This window comes from Chryseobacterium gregarium DSM 19109 (assembly GCF_000430845.1).
GTDB classification, from domain to species: domain Bacteria; phylum Bacteroidota; class Bacteroidia; order Flavobacteriales; family Weeksellaceae; genus Chryseobacterium; species Chryseobacterium gregarium.
Genome location: NZ_KE387264.1, coordinates 2,750 through 23,983 on the forward strand (window position 1 = coordinate 2,750; position 21,234 = coordinate 23,983).

The window sequence follows — 21,234 nt, forward strand, 5'->3', positions numbered from 1 at the left end:
AACCTAACGGAAGTGGTTCGACGACCAACGGGAGTCAATTTTAAACTTTTCAGCGTTGGCTCAATTTGTAGCGTTTAAAAGTTTTAAGTCTTGATCTTTTGGTTCTTTTGCATCAAGGCAAAAGAACAAATAAAAATAAAAATTAAAAATAAAAATAAAAAAAACTTTCTCAAAAGTCTTGTGACCATAGGAAAATATTTTAGTAAAATAACACTTGTAATTAGGAAATCTCATATTTACGAAATATTCAAATAAATAAGCTAAAAATTAACAATTATTCAATGTTAAAAATTGATATTTCCGGACCGGAATAACCTGCCGGAAACGCCCTTTTTTCCGGGCATTCTTCGACTCTTCTTCGGAAGCTCTTCGGAAAAACCCCCTGTTTTCCGAAGCCGACCCGAAGAAGACCCGAAGTGGACCCGAAGAAATGCCGGATATGACCGGTTATAGGCTGCCAAAACCTGCCAAAACCTGCCAAAACCGGACACAAGCTGCCAAAACCTGTTCAGGCCATGGCCCATTCAAAAACCGGTGATACCTTTGTTCCGGTAATCCAAAAAAAGCAACCCCATGGCACCAACCCCAAAAATGATCCCGGCAGATTTTCAGGAAAAGCAGGAATGGCAGCAGCCACCAACCAGCACGGACAGGACTTCATCCGGAGCAGGCCCAGGTGCCGTCCGGACGGGGGACCGGATTCCGCCGGCCGCTGAAGAGCATCACCGCAGCCCACAGCCCGGAAAGAGGATCTGTCCGATGTGGCAGGATCCTCCCGGCAACGGACAAAGCAAATGCGGCCTGCTGCGATAAAGCTTCAGCCATGTCTGGAATCTTCGGAGTGCCTTCTGCCAGGACGGCTTAACGGCAGACCGTACGCTGCCGGATGAGAATGACGGCAAAGAGTTTCAGGACTGACCCGGGCGGGCTCCAACCATGCTGAGCAGGCACCGGCTTTAACAGCGCTTACTTCGGATGTAATACAATACTGATTTAGTTTAATCTCCATCTGGAAGGGTGGGGATTTTTTTGTACGGTTCCCGGATCCGGGGGGTATGGTCAGCTTAAAGGTTTTAGGTTCTTAAACGCATCGTTTTGCCTGATTTCGGTCCTTTTGGACTCCTTATGAGGGATGAGAGGGTTTGACAGGAATGGCGGCAATACAATAGCTTTACATCATCCGGGATGAGGCTTAGCTTGGCAGAATCATAAGGCTTCTGCCCAGACAAACCTGGAACCAGTTTTTCATTTCCTGCCCACAAAGATGCTCCATTCTGTCATTGATTTTTTAGGGGCACGCTCTTTAAAAAGTCCGGTTTTTTACGTTTAAATTCCCAAACATCCATGATTTTCATCACAAATTGATTACCGTTTTGATGCGGATCGGGACCCAGGGATAGAAATAGGGGGTCTTAGAACCGAATTTGTGTAAAATGGGTTCACAAAATTATTTTTTTAACTCATGGTGGCCGGGCCGGATTTTAACGGGTATCCCATGGACTGTGATTGAAATAAATTCAAAAATTCATTAAAAATAGTATAAATTTAAAAATGGGGTAATCTTACTTTTTTATTGTTGATGTTCTTTTCTTTTTTACCCGCATTGCAAAGCCGGGACCGGTCCGCGGGCGGAACCGTCAAGCCAGGCCAGGACAAAAAGGGTTAAGGAAAACAAACCCGCGGGCGTTCACTGCCCATCATCCGGATTCATCCACCCGTTTTTTTACAATGGTTTCATGGGGCTCCGCCATGATGAAGCCGGATCAGGAAATTGTTGTCAAGGCATTTCAGGATAAGTTCAGTTTAAAAAATGGAAAATATTTCATCAGGCAATACCACTTGGGAGGGGGGCAAAAAAAATTGGAGATGTTGCTATGGGTTGGTACACATCAACGGAAACAAATCCCAACTCTCGTCAGGATTTTTATTCATTCTTCAGTTTTGTATTTTATCCGCTGCAAACAAAAATCTTAGTATGCCTCAGTTTTTAGACAGAGCTGATATTAAAAGCGGTAGCCGATACTCACTCCAAACTTTGCAACCACGTCATGATCTGTTTTGTCTGCATTGAACAGGAGCTTTCCGTAACCTGCGTTGGCTTCAAAAACCAATCCTTTTTTTGTGACGAGCTTATAACCCAGACCGGCCCCCAGGGCAACATCAGAAACCTCTTTATTTTCAGTGAAGGTCAGGCGGTCTGCTGAGTATATTTTTTTTCCGTCAGTGGAAGTGAACATTCCGAATCCTTCGGCAAAAAAACCGGAAGCGTATTTCTTCCCGAAATAGTATCTATAATACGGGGAGACGTAGTAATTCATATCCTCATTTTTTGTGTCGTCATAAACAAAAAATGCAGAAATCCCGAGTGATGAATGTCTGTTGAGATGGCGTTCATACCCTGCTTCCACAGCACCCAATAACGGCGCGATTAAATTGATTTTAATTTCATTGTTTTTCTGATAAGGGTTTGCATCAGTTTCATTTTGAGCCCTGACCGAATAAAAAGCAAACAAAATAATGAGCAGTAAAAAGGTTTTTTTCATAAAAAATTAATTTAAATTATTTAAGCGCAAAACTCAAATAATTCAATTTAGAACGGGTTTCAAAAGCTTAAAAATGGATAAAATGGTACTTATTTGCTGGTGTTTTTGTACTCATTGGGGGTCTGGCCGGTTACTTTTTTAAAAGCATTGTAAAAAGTTGTTTTCGAAGTAAACCCGGATTCTAATCCCATGGTCAGCAAAGTATAATTGGAATACTCCGGATCCCATATCATTTCCTTGACCGCTTCCACACGGTATTGATTGATATAATGGGCAAAGTTATCTCCCGTGATGGTATTGACAATCTGTGACACATACCCCGCACTGATGCCAAGCTTTTCAGCGACTTTTTCCCTGTTTAATGTACTGTCGGTATAAATGTGCTCATCTTTGCAAAGCCGTTCCAGTTCCTGAAAATAAATATTATCTGCTGTGATCGAATCCTTATATGCCATTGGGCCCGTAGTACTGTTACCATCAGCGCTTTCTGCCATCTGCAGATTGTTATCCGAAGAACTCAATACATCAGTATTCAGCAATGTGTAGATGGCCTCTTTGTTCCTGGCCAGTTTATATTTGTAAATGCCTATATAAGCAGTCCAGTGGATGATGAAGGTGGCAAATAAAGCCAGGGCACTCATCGTGGAAGAAATGTCATAGTCAAGAAGCAATCCGGCTAAAGCGGTAACAAGCCAAACCATGAGCACTAACGAAACCATCGTTAACAGGGTAAGTATCCAGTTTTTTTCCTTCGGATCTTTTAAGCGCCTTATCATAAAATAAGAGTAACCCGGAAGGAATGGGATAAACGTAACCGCTAAAAAAAGGTGAAGCAAACCAAATATTCGGAGGATCCCCATGCCTGCCTGGGAAAAAGTATAAACCCCTGCAACATGGTCAAGGTCATTTATAACATTAAGGACCGCGGAATAGGCAAATGGAATAAAACACCAGTAGTTTTTAAGTTTGCTTTTTCCGACAGTATCCGTCGTCCTGTTTTTAATAAACAGGAATATAAAAGCCGGTATCAGGAATACCCATTCAATATTGTCTATAAAATGCAGAAGAGGGCAGGAGGCAAATACATGCTGAACCTCGAAAACATGCATGATCAATTTAATGGAAAGGGCAAACAGCAAACAGGCTAAATATTTATTCGAATGGCTGTTGAACAGGGAAGATTTTAAAATAACGAAGCCTAATACGATTCCCTGAAAAATGGCAATATTTAAAAGTGTTGTATAAATCAAATTCTTAATATAAAAGTTGGTTTAAAGCTGTGTTTTGCTGTTCATCATTTCTGTTGCGAAAAACAAAATTGCGATGATAATGACAGGTTTAGGAATAAAACAGATTTCTCATCGTGCTGTGTTTTTTTTGATAGCGATGCAGGGCATATCAGGTACCCGGAAATTTTTATTCCATATCAGTTTTTTCAGGTTGAATAATGTTTGCAATAGTACACAAAAAATCGATACTTCTGTTATGGTTGTTTATAATTTGCAGATTATTTTGGGATGGCTTTATTAAGCTGAACAGACCGTCTGTCTGTGCGGTCATACAATCAGGTTAAACTGCCCGGTTTTTTTAAATTAATCGGGTACAGGTATCAGGGTTTCTGAACTTTCTGCCCGGTATAAACACAGGGCTAAAGATACGATTTAACCTCATGACAGGGTGACTGCAAAGGTACAATAGAAACTCATTTTTTATTTCGGACCGGTGGGCAGGCATAGCAGTTCCTCTATTCAGCTTACGCTTTATCAGAGCCGCTTTGCAATTCCCAATCCACTAAGTGATTATCCAGATAGAGTTCAGACGGAGTTCCGGAATGCAGAGGTGCGATATAATTAATTAGAATGCCTGTCCTGTGGATAATCCAGGTTTTTCAGGGGATGATTTTAATAACGGACATCAGCAATACAGCCGGTTATGTTCTTATCCCGTGAGATTTTGGGCATCCTTATTCGTTATTTTAAAATTTACATACGGTTGTTTATACAGCAGTTCAAAAGGCAGTCTGCCCTGCGGTATTGCCTGTCCGCGGATCATATATCCGTCCTCTTTTTTATGAATGAACTCGCCTGCATCAGACGTTTTGGAATAATCTGTTGCGAAGTGGGCATTTTCATTTTTCAAATACATCTGTATTTCATCAAAGTTTTTGTCTGTAATGTACAGTCGTAAAGAACTGTTGATGCCGGTTACAAATTTAAAATCAAATTCCCGGTTTAACCCTATGACAAGATGGGGCCAGTTTTTGATCATTTGTGATTGCAGGATTATTCCGTAATGTTCAGTTTCATAATTAAATACGCCACGGATAACGGAATTTCCCAAAACGGAATTTCTGAAAATACCGGTCTTTAATTTCGGGCCGGCGCTAAAAATACCGAAAAGAAATGCCAGCAGCCATGAATTGTCAATTTTAAAGTATTTACAGCTTTCTTCTGTGCTTAAATCCGCATGCGGAAATAAATAATAAAGCGGGAAATTTTCAAATTTTAAAAAGCCGGCCGCATAATTACATAAGACTGCGGGAATCTCATACACCGAATCATCGGTTGACAGCTGCATCAGGTGGGTCGTATTGTTTTGTTCCTCTATCAGCCGGTTTAAGGATAAATCGTATTTCCATTTTTTGAGTTCCTGCAGAACTTTGTTGTCGTTCATGATCATAAGACGGCCCAGCTGCCATGCTGCGGCATACGTCATATCATACATTTTGGTGTCCTCATTAAACAGGATCAGATGGTCTGCATGGTCCGGCACATCAAGGTCTGCAGAAGTACCGCTGCCCTTGTCTTTTATAAACGCATCAAGATCAAAACGGTATTTCCTGTTGACAAAAGGGCCCTGATACCAGGAAATCATTTTGCCTCCGCCCTTAAGCTGATGCTCCAGCGGGACTTTGGCAATGTTAAGCAACTGGTTGGCAGCCTTGTTTTCTGTTACCAGATCCGTTTTAAATGCCTGTATATCCAGCTCATGCAAAAGCCCTTTCAGGGTTTTCCCGTTATATTCCAGATACTCAAGAATATGATTGTTTTCCTTCTCAAATTCTTTTTCGTTTTCTTCAAATGCCTGCGTTATAATCTCATTGTTAGTTCCTGCCGTCCTGTCTTTGCTTTTCTGTTCAGGGGAATCCGCTGAATCTTCATGTGTCAGCTGCTGCTTATAGCTGTCGAATCGTGCCTTTTTTTCGTGCAGGAACTTTTCGTTTTCCCCGATCAGCCTGAGCAGGGTGCGGTAGGATGGGTTGTCTATATGGCTTTCTATTACCGTTTTCAAGCCATCATAATCCAATACTTCAGAATCTCCCACACCGGCAAACGTTTTAAAGCCGGGATGGTTTTTCATCTTTTTTGTATCGATCTGATATAATTCCGTCCCGATTGACTCAAACGACCATTCATTCAATACCAGGCATGAGGATGTTTTAACCCCGGTTCCGGATACCATTCTGGACTGCTCATTTATTTCGACATAATAACAGACAAAGGCGCGGTAGTCCGTATCAGGCTCCACCATGCGGTGAGAGATAAGGATGCTCGTCTCTTCGGGTAAGTTCAGTGCCGATATTTCCTGATGTTTCTGAACACGCACATGGGCCAGCGAACCGATCAGGTTTAACGGCGGAGCAATTTCCGACCCCTCCTCAAATTTTAACAGGGTAATGGCCTTTTGTTCCGATTCCAGAGAATCTGTTAAATAATCGGTACTGCTTTCTTTCGTGATGACCTTTTTTTGTTGAAATTCTTCCTCTTTTACCAGTACCAGAAATAAATAAGGCAGCGTTTCCCCGTTATAAGTACGCCTGTATTCCCACGGCAGCGTACTTCGTCTGAACTGGATATGGGGAAATACTCCGGCATAATTCCCTTTTCCCTTATTGATGGGATACATGGCCAATATCTCGTTTTGAGGAATCAGATAGTTATATCCGGCTACATGAAACTCTGTCTTCTGCAGATTCCCTGTATTCAATTCGTTTTCCAGAAAAGCACTGACCGTATATTTTCCGGCCTGCACGGTTGGAATATGCGACAAACCGATCCCTATTTCATTTAGCTCATTTCCCATATTATATAATGCTGTAGGTACCCGAAATCATTTTGTAACGGTATGTTTCTATGTTATTTTCCAAATCCGATACATCGAATTCATCCTGTTCTATAAGGTTTAATCCGTTCAGGATCCCTTCCTGTCTGAAACCGGCATTATCAACCTTTTTTACAGCACAATAGCCAAAAGCATCTTCATAAGTCTTTATGGCGGTATCATACAGGGAAACGGGCACAGACTGAACCGGAATAGCGGTCTTTGAAAATTCTAACCTGATGCCTTTGCAGACATTTTTTAACAGATTGTCATTTGATAACGCTTCTTTATCCGAAACGCTGTTGGTATCATTCCAAATCGATCTGGCTGCCGATTGGAGGATTAATTCATTGACAAAAGATGAAAAATCAATTTTTGTATCACCAAGCATCACTTCCAGGTGCAGAATGTTCGTCAGCGGAGGCGAATCGGAATATACCGGATAGATTTTATGATTGACCGGTCCCGTACTCAGCCCGGTTATCCCGGTTACCGGGATCGCGCTGCTTATATCCAGGACAAAATCTTTGGGGTTGACGACGATTTTTTGAGAGCCGTTATCCGTGCCGGTCTTTTTTATAATCCCTTTTGAAATATGGCAGGTTAAAATTTTATCCGTATCGTTCAGATAGGCTTTTACAAAATCCGGCAGAAGCAGTTGAGGTTTCTTTTTCTGTCTGTCGCCGAAATAGGTTTCCAGTTCATACCCGGCAATTTTAATCACTGCTTTTCCTCCGAAATTGGGGCCTGCCACCAGCAAATCAGCAATGATGTTCTGTTTGTAGCTGATGCTGAACCAGCCGATACCGACCCTGAGTTCTATGAAAAGGCGGCAGGCGATTTCCGCTTCGTAATAAAACGGATTCCACCGGATGATAAAGTCTGCCCGGAACTGGATGGCAATGTTTGCATACAGTAAGCCGCCTTCATATTTAAAGATGATTCCGGCTTCTATTCCGGCCATGATGCAGCCCGGTGTCAGCGCATAATATATTTTGCCGTAAATATTTACGGGGCCTAAATTCAGATCAAAACCAAGCCTGGGGATATCGTCCGGATAATGGGAGGGTGCTTTAAATCTGGGGTGATAACCGCCTGCGGACAAAACGAAATCGCCGGCTTCTTCACCTTTAAGCCACATTCCGAAAGCAAAACCTCCCGTGAGCTTCAGTTCAGGAAGCAGAACATAGGATTTACCGGTAAGCTGCCCTCTTGCGATAAAAACACCGTCTTCGAGATCTGCCCTCAGGGAAAATGCAAATTCGATATTGTACACCCCTTTCAAAAACATGGCCGACAGGCCCAGCAAATTAACAGAAGTCCTGTTTCCGAAGGCTACGGCCAAAATCCCTGTGGTTACTATAATTTTATAGGTATCAAATTTTATCCCTGCGACAATGACGTAGTTATTGTCTTCGGCCGGTATATACTTGTTTAAATCCGTAAATATTTTCCGGATACTGTCTCCTTCCTTTAATCCTCCGTTTTTAATGATTTTTACTAACGGAAATTCTGCAACTTCTGAAATATCGGGCATCACAAAACTCCTGTTCAGGCCAAAGCCCAGCGCTAAGCCCAGAATATTAAAAGACGGGTCTACGGGAATCGGTACCCCCAGATATCCGAATGCAAACAGCGATGAATACGTTTCGGTTTTAATGTATGAGCCGATGGCAACGATTTCAATCTTTCCCATTTTAAAAGTAACGAGGCCATTGTAGGTTTCTGTCTTTTCCGTCTTCCCGTCAGCCTTTTTTACTTCTGCAACTTCCCTCATAAAAGCTCCTGATACAGAAAATCCTGGCGTATGATAGGCGAGAGCCAGGCCTTTTATGGCAAATTGTACTTTTGCAAGAGAATCAGGAAACCTGAAGCCGTTTAAAATATGAAACGGAATAACAATGCCCAGGCCCATGACCTGGAAGGCAAACGGCCCTATATTCAGGTCTGCCGAAAGGAGGATCTGAATGCTTTTGTTTACAATTTTCGGAGATATCTCGGTAATTCTTGCCGGAGATTTTGTCTTGGGTTCCTCTTTGCCGGGGCCGGACTGCTCTTCCCGGTCTTTATTTTTATCAGGGAGAGAATGGGCTGAATCTGCTTTTCCCGTATTTTTACCCGGAAAAACAACGGTCTGCTTTTGGGCACCGGAAGCATATTCCAATCCTATATTAAAATCATCTTTAATTTTAAGGTCTTCATCTTTAACCCATACCGTATCTTTAAACTGTCTTTTTAAGAAAAATGCGGATGCTTTGGAAAGGCTTTTTTCTTTTTGTGAGAAACAGATAAGGTCCAGCTTTGAGATCCCGTATCCCTGCAGATATTCTCCGATTAGCGGTAAACCGGAAAACCCGATAGATCCGTTTAGCGATAAGCTCAGCAGATTGAATTTCCCGGAAAGGAGGATCATTACATTAAAATAAGGATACTCCACCTCCAGCCTGGTGGCAGATAAATGATCGGCGCTCTTTTTATCTTTCAGCTTATAGACCCCGAAGTCTGCTTCTTCAGGAATAAGCGGATCGATGGCCTGTGCAAAATCCTTATGTGCGTCCAGAAGAGAGCTCAGCCGGTTTTTTGCATCTGACAGCCGGTTTTTAAGGTGCATTTCGGAAACCTCCTCATTATTTTCAAACGCACCGGTCAGATCCAGCTCGAAATCTTTGATTCCGACCTTTAATTCCAACTGAGTTATTTTGTTCTTACCCATACGTTTCAAACGGCAGCATAGCGGGTACTATACCTTTTTATTTCAGTTTAATGATATATCTTAGTGTAACATGGGCAGGCACGATACTGAAACTCCTTCCTTCCAGTCTTGAGGGATTATAATTCCCATCTTGCAGGTCAATATTATTATTGGTTAATCTCTTGTCATATTCGGTTATGTGACTGTTATATAATCGGTCATTATTATCCATCCCTTTAGTTCCCAATTTTGTACTTGCTACAATCCTGGGTTCATAATAAACATGGGTATGCCAGGGCAGGTTTTCTGCTGCTAACTGCACGCTATCCGAACCTTTTTCTTCTACAGAAAACGAATCGTTACCTCTGATGAATTTATTGATTAAGTTCGGTTTTCGCCCTCCTACAATTCTTTTTGCCTCAGGGTACCAGTCATCAATCCGTCCTCCGTCGCACAATTCCCATCCTTCAGGAATCCACTGGCCGCCAAAAGCCACTATGGTACCGATAGGTACCGATACCCATTCGTTGTTGGCATATAAACTATTTTTAACTTCTGTTTTATCCCATTTAATATTGATGAGCTCCCTGTTGTCTATGATGATTTTCAATTCATTTGACAGCATCTCAATCTGCTTTTTCAGCTTTAGAAATTCAACCGTGAGGGTATTAACAGTACCTTCATTCGATTCTATGCGATCTGATGTCAGGTTATTGATAACACCTTTTTTTGATTCCAGCAGGTTAATATCAGCATGATCTGATCTGAAATCTTTTATATTTAGCTTTTCCGACATGTTTATGGGTTTAATTTGAATAAAATATTTTTCCTGTCCTGATGTAAAACCGGGTTTTCCCGCTTCTGTATCCCGGAATATTTCTGTATTCCAGGTAAAACGGGTAAGATCCTGAAGGGAATTCCGGTGAAGCGGCTTTCGCCTGTATCCCCGAAACCTCAATATCGATCCACTGGTTTTCTGCTATTGCGGCATCTTGTGCAAAAAAAACTTTAAGCTTTTCATCTTTACGGGTATTCAGTTCTGTACCGTTCCTGTTTTTTATTTTCATATTGGCAGCCTGCCACACATCCGGCCTTATTATTTCTATCTGGCTGGAAGTTATTTCAAAAGATGAATTTTGCCCGAATGCCATACTTTCACCTGCATTGTTTATTACTCTCAGTATGATCGTCTGTACTTCATTATCGCTGCCGTTGTACAAAGTGTCATTACCGAAAACAAATACATCGAAAGGACATCCGCCAGCACCCAGATTATCCTGGATGGCAATCGTCTGGTCTATGGTAACGGAATGATCTCCGGATAGCAGGGTATTCCCATGATCTTCTGTTTTTAATATACAGTTCGTGAGTTCCAATTGTACGAGCAGCTGGTCCTGGTTCCTCAAATTGACCAATTCTACATAAGAGATCGGAACCGTAAGCCTGTGGTCTTTTACCTGCATAGAATCCGTTTTTAATGGAATGCAGAAATCATCGCCTTCAGCAGTTACCGTTTCGGGGTACGGAAGACCTTGTTTCAGTTTAAAAAAACCCTTTTTGGCTTTCAGGAGGAGGTGTACATCTTTTCCGGAATCAAATTCTACGAGGTATTTACCGAAATCAATATCCAGAAACAGGCTTAATCCGCCATCTTCTAAAAATAAACGGTCTTTATAATCCGCCCTGTTGTAAAGCCGGAAATGTATTGGACTGAAAACGGACAGATTATTTAAGTTCTGATAATTTCTTATTTTATCCAAAGCCGATGCATTGACTTCTTCCTGAATGCTCAGATCGGAAAACTTAATATCAGACGCTTTTCCTCCCTGCAGTTTTATTTCCCTGACGGATTCTGAAGAGATCGCCGCACTTCCTATTTCTTTATCAAACAAAAAAGTTTTTATCCTGTCCCTCTTAATAGTAACCGTCATGTTATACCAGGTATCCGGCGTGAGTTTTTCGCTGTGGTCCGCATTAATAAATAAAATATTATCCCGGATCGAAAGGCTGTACTGATCATCAATCCTGATAAACGGATCATACGCATTTCCCTCTGATAAAGTCTCATAATTAAAAAACACGTTGATGACATAGGATTTATCAGATCCGATCTTAAATACATCGAAACTAAAGTTTATAAAATCATGGTCTGCCAATGACAGAAAGCTTCCCCGCCGGGTATCGAAATCAATCTTTGAGCCTGATAAGCCTGAAGAAACCTTAATGTCTCTGTATAGGTTGATGATCTGCTGGTTTTCCAGACTGTCGAAAGGGTAGTTATAGGAGATGATATTGTCCATCTGTTTTTTGGATTAGAGTTGAGTGGATTTAATGGATATCCAGCCTTCTTTTAATATTAATTTCGGAATGTCAGGGTTCGAGATATTAAAATCCGGAATGGAATTTTTTTTGCTTTCAACAAGCTGAATCAGCCTTTTATCGTCTTCCGTCAGAGGTTCCTGATTCGTAAATTCCCGGTACTTTTCTACGTTTATATAATACAGGTTTTCATCCGGGAAAAATGCTTCCTGACCGATCAATTCTTTAATTTTCAGCGTATTGATATCCTGTTCTTCCAAATCTTTTAAAGCCGGATCCTGCGGGATACGGTTCAGTATCGGTTTATTTTCCACTGAGAGCTTTTCTTTTTTTGCTTTTCGCAGGTCTATCCAGGACCATTTGTAGCGCTTATCTTTCATCAGTGAAATCTGAAGATTTTCTTTAGGGGTTATAACAGGGGACGTGAGCAGCGTCAGTTCGATCTTCCTAAGGGCATCTTTGATCTCGTTATACGGCAGGCCTATATTTTTTTCGGGTAAGATCCCGGATTTGAAAAACAGGCCGGCCTTCGGGTGAAGCAATGCAATAATAGATTTTTCACGGCCGTTAATGGTGGCAAATCCTTTCCCGTCTTCTTCTTTTGAAGCCATTGCAAACGCTGCAGGATGGTTCTCCTGTGGAATAATATTCAATTCCTGTAAGGTTTCCCAGATAAGGTTCCCTTTTTCGGTAAATTGTTTTAAGATATCCGGCCTGGAAATACTGCCTTTGCTTTCAAGCCTGTTTTCAAGGAAATAAGCCACGGCTTCAAACTGATCACTCACAGAATTTTGATCCTCTTCCCTTAAATCAACGGTTCTGAAATTGCCCGGATTAAGTAACCCCGTAAAACGGTCCAGTAAAAAATACAGGTCGGGATTTATCAGGTCATTGATGTTGAACCGTTCAAAGATATTCTGTACGTTACGGGAAAGCCTATCCGGATTGATAGGGGATTGGCTTAATTTTTCGAGCAGGTCCGTATTTAAAATACCCGACAACTGGGAACTTTCGTCCAGCGCCTTTTTTATTCTTGCCCGGATACTTAATGTATCCGGAAAACGGCTTCTGGAAACAGGGGTATGAAAAATACTTTTCATCTCATGATACACCTTAATGCTTTTCTCCGCATCGGAACTGATCGCCGAAACCGTTTCGCTGTTGATATATAAAGTCTTATCCATGAAACCGTCTGAATCCTTGTGCCAATATCCGATCAGGCCGTCATTGTACTGGTTCACATCCCCGAAGCGGATCGGGAACTTAATGTTGCTCAATCCGTTTTCATGAGCTGAATGATCAGATACAATATCTTTATTTTTAACGTTATAGACCGGTTTTCCTTTAGAGACCAGCCGGTAATCTATTTTCGTGATGGCCATGGGGATAGAGGCTATGGTTTCCATCAGAGACGGATTCTGATAATTTTCCGGGGCAATATGTTCTAAATTATGCTGTATTTCCTTAATGACTTCAGCGGTAAAGCCGGGTTTCTTACTCTGTTCTAAAAACCATTTAACAATATCCTGAAGATCAGGATTTTCTATCTTTTCAAGGGCTGCTTCATTTCCCTCATCTGACACGATGATAAAAGGCGTGGGTTCCCAGGTGCCTTCATCATTTACCGCACCGATATGCACGCCTTTATGATCGAAGAATTCAAGATGCTGATTAAGGAAAACCGGTATCATCCAGCCGATAACAGGACTTGTTGCCGTATCTGAGGTGTCATAATCGAATTTAACTTCTAAAGCGGCCGGCTGTAAGAGCCTCGGGGGTAAAATAACCCAGTTTCGCTTATCTAAAAATGTCTGATTTTTTGTGGTAATGATTTTATCCGGGTAAAGTTTTTCTTCTCGCCCGAAACTGTCTATAATCCTGAGGCGGTTGATGCTTAATGCCCCGTTCCTGAGCGGGTTAAACGCAGACGAATCATGGGCTGATAACAGGTTGATACTTCCTTTATGCCTGGTGAGTAAGGTATTAATCCCTGCCGCTGCTTTTTTGTGATTATGGAATCCGTTAGGGATTAAAGGCAGTACAGACATGGCATTGCTCCGCTGAATCATCAGGTTATTAAAATCGGAAAGTGTAAATTCAAACAGATCTGTCTCATCAAGCTTAGACCTGTACTGTTCTAAAAGATCATAAATCGGCTGATTGTTATTTCCGTGTTCAAATGTTTCTTTTGCCTTGTTGATTTTGTCGAGTACATACTCTTTCAAAGCACTGTCTACAAAAGAGTTTCCATAATAATGGCTCCCTGAAGCATGATAAGCAATGTTATCGAGATTATAATTTTTGATCAGATCGGCGTTCTGCTCATCTAGCTGATAAGTATCAAATAAAAAATCAGAAGAGAAATTTCCATCGGCATCGTTGAGGTAATGGCCGTTCTTTTTGGGCAGGAACTCTGCATGCCATTCCACTTTGTACGTTTTCCATACATTCGCTGCAACTTCAGTCACCGGAAGTATATTATCCCCGGTAATTTTATTGATGATGGCATCGATACCGTCCTCTGTTTCTATAGCATCAATCTTGAGCTCCGGGGAGGTTCCTTTGTCATTGAAGGTACGGATCAGGGAATTTTTACCGGATGTTGAAATAATAACGGTGGGGGGCAAGGCTTCATAGAAATTAAGTTCGTTTTTTCTTTCGATGATTATTTTTGAGAGCGTTACATCCTTCAGTTCTTTTTTTAATGCCGGTTCATCCGAATTGCTGTTTAATACAGGCAAGTATGTATTGGCTGCCGCTTTTATATCTTCTGTTTTATTGAGCAGCCGGTCGATAACCGACCCAATATTCTGATTGTTTTTTATCTGATGTTCAAGCCCTTCAGTGATGATATCAATTTTTTCCGCCAATTGCCCGCAGTACCTTTCTTCATATTTTAAGGCCTCTGTTTTAGACTCAATCTGCTCAAGAAATTTATTCAGATCGTTATTGGCAGAAGATCCCTCCAAAAACAATCTTGACAGGTAATTGGACCAGTCAATGTATAAATGTTCCAAACCGGAATAGAAATTCTGATAAGCAAGGTCGCATTCTCTCTGAAGTGCATTCAGTTTCCTGATATCCTTTGAAAACCGGTTCTCAATTTCATAGAGCACGACAGCGCTGTCCACGGGAAGATCATGAGCCGTTATCTGCCAGCTTGAAAATCCGCCTGTTACACTGAACTGTTTTTCATGCTGCTGGTGACGGAGGCGGGAAACCCAGTCTAATTTCCGGTCGCTTAAGCTCTCGGTATTCAATATAGATTCTATCTGCTCTTCCTTCCTTAATCTTTCAACCAGCGTTTCATCCTCATCGCTTAAATCTTCTAATATTAAAGCGGTTAAAGCTTCCGGAAGCGTGTTGGCGATCGCAATACTGAACCCTTCTGCCTGATTGCGGCTTTCTTCGGTTTTTATCCTGAAATTACCCGCAACAACAGGAAGGCTCCGGTCTCTCTCTGTCCAGCCGATGATGATATAGGATTCATCAAGAGCAGGATCAGGGTCATGAAACCCGAATATACTTCTGCAGTTGGCAAAATGCATGTCGAATGACAGGCTTCCCCAGCCGGCCGCCGTCAGATTGCCAAGATATTTATCCGGAGGCCTGGTCCCTTGATGTTCCCATTCACGACGGGAATACTTCCTGCCGACATAATGGAATGTAAAGTCTCCTTCGGGATTCCCTTCCGGATAGCTGCAGGTGTTGTATTTATCCAGATCCGGATCATTAACATCCCAGATGTAGTCACTCTCTATGACCCATTCCTGCTTTCCATGCCTGATATACCATCTGTCGGGAGCGGGAGGGAGGTTGCCCCGTTCATCGAATTTCTTAAAAAATTTAGGTAAAGTGAAATGTAAATGTACTCCCTTTTCCAAATAAACAGCATTATCATAAGAAAACGGGCGGGGAATGACTGAACCGGTATTAAAAGGAGTATTGGGATTTTCAAATACATCCTTTGGCCCGTTCATCCACGGAATATTTTCGAATCGTATATCCTGACCGATGATTTGCCGGGGCTGATCCAGCTCAAGTGCATTTATTTTTAAAGGGAGTAATTTAGGCATTGAAGACTTATGGTTTTCCGGTATCGATTTATTTATCTTCCTTAAGAAGAAGCGTATCGTTTTCTTTGATTTTGCCGTTTAATTCTTTCAATAAAGCGTTAAGATCTTTGTTCACATCCTGAGCTTCATAATGAATAAGGGAGGCTTTTTTGAACCTGATTCCTAAAGACTCCAGGAAACTGTCCTCATTCTGTATGTTATTTTTAATAATCTCATTCTCAGCTTCTGTGACAGCTTTTTGGGCATTATTAATATCCGCAGGTATCTTTTTTTCTTCGGTAATTCTCAGGTAGGCTTTGGCCATACTTAAATATTTTTTCAGCGCTTTATCTCTTTCTGCAGGATCCTGGGTTTTCCCGGCTGCTTTAGCATCAGTAACAATTTTTTCTGCACTTTGCCATGCTGTTTTTGCATTGGTAACATCATCCTGATTAACCGTGTTTTCCAGATTCAGATAATAAAAATTATATTTTCCTATTCCATTGGCATCACAGCCTAATTCGCCTTTTAATCCGTCTATGTTGGCAAATTCCAAAGCAGACTGAATACTTTCGTTTTTTATCCTGCTGCTGTCCACGTCACCTTTACCGATCAGTCTTTTGTCTGCGCTTATATAAAGCGCCTTGATGTCAACGCCCAATACTTCCACATTGCCGTATATGATGGTATTGGAGGCATTTACATAGACCTCTTTGCTGTCCACCGCATCTTTAAATATAAATCCTTTTTTTCTGTCTTTACAATCATTAACAGCAGAAAGATCATAAATCAGATCGGCTGCTGATGCCTTCAGGCTCTTTTTGAGTTCTTCACCAGCAGCTAACTTAGCTATTTCCGTTTCTGTTTTGTCACTTTGGATAATTATCAACTTATCATAGCTGTTACCGTCACCTTCCACGGTCAGGACTAAATACGGTTTATCACTGTCAAAGACTCTTTTAAAACTTTTTAACGCCATTTTTATATAATTTAAATGATTAATGTATTACGATTATGATACGGTTATGTTTTTCTGACTTCTTAACCAGGACTTTAGTAAAATTATAATTCCTTTCTTAAATCAGACTTCTGTTTAATATGCAAACAGGGTTTTATGCTTTTGTATTCTCCTACAAAAGTAACAACTCCATAAAGCATATTCATACGTATAAATACGGGATTTTGATTTTTCTGGCTAAAGTGTCGTTCTATACAACAAGGCCCGGCTGTTTTGAACGTGTGAATTTTATTAAAGGCCTGAAGTTATTACGGTATACCGATGATCGTTTGTTTAGAATGGAACCCCTTTTCTGACCATGATACTATCTGAAATAGCTTATTAATCCTGTTGTACTTCTGCTAATGCTGATTATACTGTTCCGGTATTGGATATTATTATCTCTTAAAAGTTTAAACCGGTTTATATAGACACAGTACATCTTTAAAGCCATCGCTCCCAATTAAAATCTTTAAGCATAAGTGCTGACCTGTGTCTTCGGAAATCTTTAAAATATTTCTACCTTATCATCAGCGTATTAATGAATTTATACGCTTATCACTAGAAAAATAGTTGTTTGCTTCAATTTAATCTCTATATTCGTATCACTAATTCATTAGTGATAATTTGAGTTGAAGTTGTGACATATTTCAATTAAAACTGAAAAGGAAGCTTTATTGATCGTAAAGCACCTGAATGCAGTATTTTGTGACAGAATATAACCTATCAATAAAATATTAAAATGAAATTATTAACAGCCATTGTTTTTCTGATCTTCGGGTTTTCAGTCCGCGGGCAGGCCACCCGCTTTTCTTATGAATACCGGTTCATTCCTGATTCCACCAATATATCTGATGTAAAACATGAGATGATGAATCTGGATACTTCAACATCAGGATCAAAATTTTACAGTTATACAAAATACAAATCAGATTCGATGATGAAGGTAAACCTTGACCGGCAGCTTACCGGAACGGGCACGATGAATGTGAAACCTAACATGGAGCGGGGATCGGTTAAATATTCAGTCACCAAAAAATACCCGGACTATAAAACATTTTTACATGCTGCCATTCTAGCAGACAAATATAAGATGGCTGAAGAAAGACCTGTTGTCTGGAAAATAACTTCTGAAAAAAAGATCATAGGGGAATGGAAAACCCAAAAAGCAGAAACTGATTTTGCAGGGAGGCACTGGTCTGCATGGTTCACCGCAGATATTCCCATTCAGGACGGGCCCTATAAATTTCACGGGCTTCCGGGACTTATTGTGGAGATTGAAGATCAGACCCAATCTCATATTTTTACTTTAAAGGCCGTGAAAAACATCAGTGCTTCCGAGGAGAATTTTTTAGATCTCACTGGAATTGAGATCAGCCCGAAACAATACAGTAAATTGCTGAAGGATTATGAAAATGATCCTGCAGCAGGCGTTAAAAAGCTGATGATGGGCGGTATGACCATGGTACGGAAAGATGGACCGGGCAGTTCACTGAAAGATCAGGAAAACCGTTTAAAGGCCAGAATCAAGAAAGACAACAACAGGATTGAACTCAGCACATCTTTGTGATAAAGACCATAACATATTCAGGGTGCCGGAATATTGATATCAATCTATTATTTCGGGACATTATGATAATCTAAAGGATATAGGGTTGCAGTAATACTCTGTAATGCCAAAGATCAACAGGAATTCATAGTAATTTTTTAACACTTGCATAAAAAGCTTTGAAAATTTAAACAATTGTATGATATCATGCAGATTTTACGTAAAAACAAAACATGATAAGGGAATTACAGACCCAGGAACGAGATTATCAGAAGGCTATCCTTTTGGGGAGCAGGAATATAAAATATCATTTAAAACCGTGAAAAGATAAATCATGCCCCGAAATCGTTACCGGAGAATTAAAATGGGATGTTCTTAAAATAATGGTCCAGAAAATGGTGAGTCTTAAATCCGGGCGAAACAGGGGGTTACTATGAATTTAAAGGAATTATGGGATAAATGTTGTGTCTGAACTGATTTAAACGTAATTTTTCAAAACTAAATCGTAAATAATTGTTGAATGAATTTTTTAAATCTTTAACTGATTATGGCAAACAGAAGCTTTATGTATACAACAGACCGGTATCAGCAAAATCCGGCTGATGCCACCGGCCTTTCAGAATATGATAACCATGTACATCCTTTATATTGGTTAATGGTATCCTGTGAAAGCGAAATGATCTTCTCGAACGTCACTGAAGAAACCGATAAAACAGCGGTTGCCGGTAAATTCAACGAAGGAAAACAATTGGTTATCAATTTTTTAGAATTGCTGCTGACCTATGATGAGCTGTACCGGACGGATTCATTCAGGGATTTTGTTGAAGAGACAAAAGAGATCCTGAACCGCCGCAAACATCAATATGCTGTTCTTGAGAATTTCGAAATCGTAGAACTGAGCGGTAATAATTTCGTTCCGGACACCTTCCCGGAATTAAAAAATATCAGACAGGAAATAAAAGGGCTCTATGCTAAGCATCTCAACGGAAATCTAAGTGCCGGAGATATCCGGGAATCGGAATTTTACAATGATTTTGATGACGTGTGTACTGAATGGGGAGAAATTGAGCATGAAGAAACGGACTGGTCAGACTTTTGGATGGAGACCCTCTATCATGACCTTTAAAATGATGATCGCAATTTTCTGCATACAGTAAAGATTAGTTTAAAAGATCATTAATGCAAAAACAGTTATCAGATACCAGAATATGCAAAAAGACCCGCTGAAATCTGTCGCCAGGATGATATTAAAGGAAAAATTTCCGGAATTTGAAAATTTAACTAACGGACCAAGATCTGCTGTACCGGCATTTCTGAGAGGCCACACGAATATCATAGAAAGTATTATTGATGTTGATTATTATGCTGAAAACATTGAAGAATTAACAGAAACGGTCATTTTCCTTGCCGTTGCGGTAAAAAACAGACTAATCGAGACCGTTGACTGGAGCGGAGAAGAATATTCCGGGCAGGTGAAGCGTGGGATCAGCAGCATATTGAAGCAGCAAGATCGTATTCCGGTAAAGTGGAGCCCCAAAAATCCGGAAACTAAAGTTTTAGCTTTAACCCGGAAGCGTGGAGAATTTCTTCCCTTACTTTTTCGTGAGCTGGATAAAGAACTCGAAGCCGCAAACTTATCAATCGGGTTTTTTGAATGCGGGGATGATGCCTATCATTATTTTGTACTGCCTGCACAAGAATTTGAACAGATTTTTAATATTCAGGATGAAGGCTTTATTATCCTTGATACCAATATTTATGACCTCTGTATTTCAGACACAGGACCGAACGCGGCGAAGGTCATGATCTACCTGAAAAACAGGTTCAATATCTCATTATCCGAAATCAAAACCTTTATGCAGCAGGATGATATACTGATAGGCACCGGTACCATGTCTGTTATGAATTTTCTGAAAAATGAAGTCGAAAGCTTAGGGGTAACGACGCACATCAGGAAAAAAGACGGCTGAAAAATGAGCCCGGAAAATGGATGAATCCGGAATTTTCATAGAATTTAAGACCTCATATAATCGCTTGAATTTAGGGATGATCAAATAAAAAACGGATAAACAACAGGCTGAAAATAGATGGAATTTGAAAAACAGAAGTTAGAAGAACTGATACATAAAAATTTGAAATCATAACACCAAATACAAAAATGTTTATTTAATAGTATTTTTTAAAAAGACACCGCCAAATTTATATTATTTATGAAAAAAACCATTAAAATCTGCTTTCTGTCAGCATCATTTATTGCGGCATCGTGCCATGCTCAGAATAAAAAATTTGTTGATTTAGCCAAAATATCGAATGATTTTGATGTATCAGGGTTTTATAAAAACAAAGTAAAAAAAACCAATGAAATTATTGCCACGGAGCCTAAGAGTGTAAGTAAAGAAAAAGCTTTGGAACTATTAAATAATTCTTTTTTTGTAAAAGATACTTTGGGCTACTTTAAAACGGACGGAAGATTTCCTACGGATTTGTATTTGGAACACACCGGTGACTGGATGGCCAGAAATAAAAAGCCCACCGAAATATTCGGCTATGGTTATCAAACGGTGGCCTATGATCCGGAAAAAGATACCATTGCTGTTTTAAACACCGTACCTTTCCCAAAGATGGATATGGTGGAAGACCGTAAAGGAAAACTAATGTACCTGCGGGTAGGAAAGACTTCAAAAAACACATCCGAATTTAATAAAATCAGAGAATACCTCAATAAAAACGGCAAGAAAATCACGGTTGACGACGACCCTGATGCTTCTTACTGGGAAGATCAGTCATTCTATTATGCTCTTTCCAAAAGGGACCATAAAGAAGATGAAATATCTTTCGATTCAAAGGAAAACAGGATCGTCAAATCGATCAATGTAACGGAAGTCGAATTATCGATGTTCGAAAAATCCTTTATCAGGAAAATGGAAGACCTCCGGATTTATTCGGCAGGTTATCAGTTTTGGAAAAAACCCCTGTAA

At 40.4% G+C, this 21,234-nt stretch carries 13 protein-coding genes; 5 read left to right on the forward strand and 8 right to left on the reverse strand.

Annotated features, from left to right (window positions below):
* The first annotated feature begins 573 nt into the window (after positions 1-573).
* Entirely contained in the window at positions 574-813 is a 240-nt protein-coding gene (locus H561_RS0120235; protein WP_027388613.1) for a hypothetical protein, read from the forward strand.
* A gap of 1,190 nt (positions 814-2,003) precedes the next feature.
* Here the strand turns inward: H561_RS0120235 and H561_RS0120245 are convergent.
* From H561_RS0120245 to H561_RS0120285, 8 genes are all read right to left on the reverse strand, one after another.
* Positions 2,004-2,543 carry a DUF3575 domain-containing protein gene (locus tag H561_RS0120245; protein ID WP_027388615.1) on the reverse strand — a complete coding sequence of 180 codons (540 nt, stop codon included), beginning with the start codon at positions 2,541-2,543 and terminating at the stop codon, positions 2,004-2,006.
* A gap of 89 nt (positions 2,544-2,632) precedes the next feature.
* Positions 2,633-3,793, reverse strand: coding sequence for a helix-turn-helix domain-containing protein (locus H561_RS0120250; protein ID WP_027388616.1), 1,161 nt, complete (start codon positions 3,791-3,793; stop codon positions 2,633-2,635).
* A gap of 688 nt (positions 3,794-4,481) precedes the next feature.
* Positions 4,482-6,626, reverse strand: coding sequence for a hypothetical protein (locus H561_RS0120260; RefSeq protein WP_027388618.1), 2,145 nt, complete (start codon positions 6,624-6,626; stop codon positions 4,482-4,484).
* 1 nt (position 6,627) lies between these two features.
* Positions 6,628-9,333 (reverse strand): DUF6603 domain-containing protein, encoded by a 2,706-nt coding sequence (locus H561_RS0120265; protein ID WP_155845869.1) that lies wholly within the window; start codon positions 9,331-9,333, stop codon positions 6,628-6,630.
* A gap of 61 nt (positions 9,334-9,394) precedes the next feature.
* Positions 9,395-10,132 carry a tail fiber protein gene (locus H561_RS0120270; RefSeq protein ID WP_027388620.1) on the reverse strand — a complete coding sequence of 246 codons (738 nt, stop codon included), beginning with the start codon at positions 10,130-10,132 and terminating at the stop codon, positions 9,395-9,397.
* Positions 10,133-10,142: 10 nt separating this feature from the next.
* Positions 10,143-11,636: a hypothetical protein gene (locus tag H561_RS0120275; protein ID WP_027388621.1), complete on the reverse strand. Its 1,494-nt coding sequence runs from the start codon at positions 11,634-11,636 to the stop codon at positions 10,143-10,145.
* A gap of 12 nt (positions 11,637-11,648) precedes the next feature.
* Positions 11,649-15,731, reverse strand: a complete 4,083-nt coding sequence (locus tag H561_RS0120280) for a hypothetical protein (RefSeq protein WP_027388622.1) — start codon at positions 15,729-15,731, stop codon at positions 11,649-11,651.
* A gap of 28 nt (positions 15,732-15,759) precedes the next feature.
* Positions 15,760-16,689, reverse strand: coding sequence for a hypothetical protein (locus H561_RS0120285; protein ID WP_027388623.1), 930 nt, complete (start codon positions 16,687-16,689; stop codon positions 15,760-15,762).
* A gap of 760 nt (positions 16,690-17,449) precedes the next feature.
* On the opposite strand from H561_RS0120285, the gene H561_RS0120290 reads away from it, so the two are divergent.
* From H561_RS0120290 to H561_RS0120310, 4 genes are all read left to right on the forward strand, one after another.
* Positions 17,450-18,277 (forward strand): GLPGLI family protein, encoded by an 828-nt coding sequence (locus H561_RS0120290; RefSeq protein WP_027388624.1) that lies wholly within the window; start codon positions 17,450-17,452, stop codon positions 18,275-18,277.
* Between the two features lie 526 nt (positions 18,278-18,803).
* Complete coding sequence (locus H561_RS0120300) at positions 18,804-19,382, forward strand: DUF7822 domain-containing protein (RefSeq protein WP_027388625.1); 579 nt, start codon at positions 18,804-18,806, stop codon at positions 19,380-19,382.
* Positions 19,383-19,464: 82 nt separating this feature from the next.
* The gene (locus tag H561_RS0120305; RefSeq protein WP_027388626.1) at positions 19,465-20,226 is read left to right on the forward strand and encodes a DUF6630 family protein; all 762 of its coding nucleotides are present in this window, start codon (positions 19,465-19,467) and stop codon (positions 20,224-20,226) included.
* A 240-nt stretch (positions 20,227-20,466) separates the two neighbouring features.
* Positions 20,467-21,234, forward strand: coding sequence for a hypothetical protein (locus H561_RS0120310; RefSeq protein ID WP_027388627.1), 768 nt, complete (start codon positions 20,467-20,469; stop codon positions 21,232-21,234).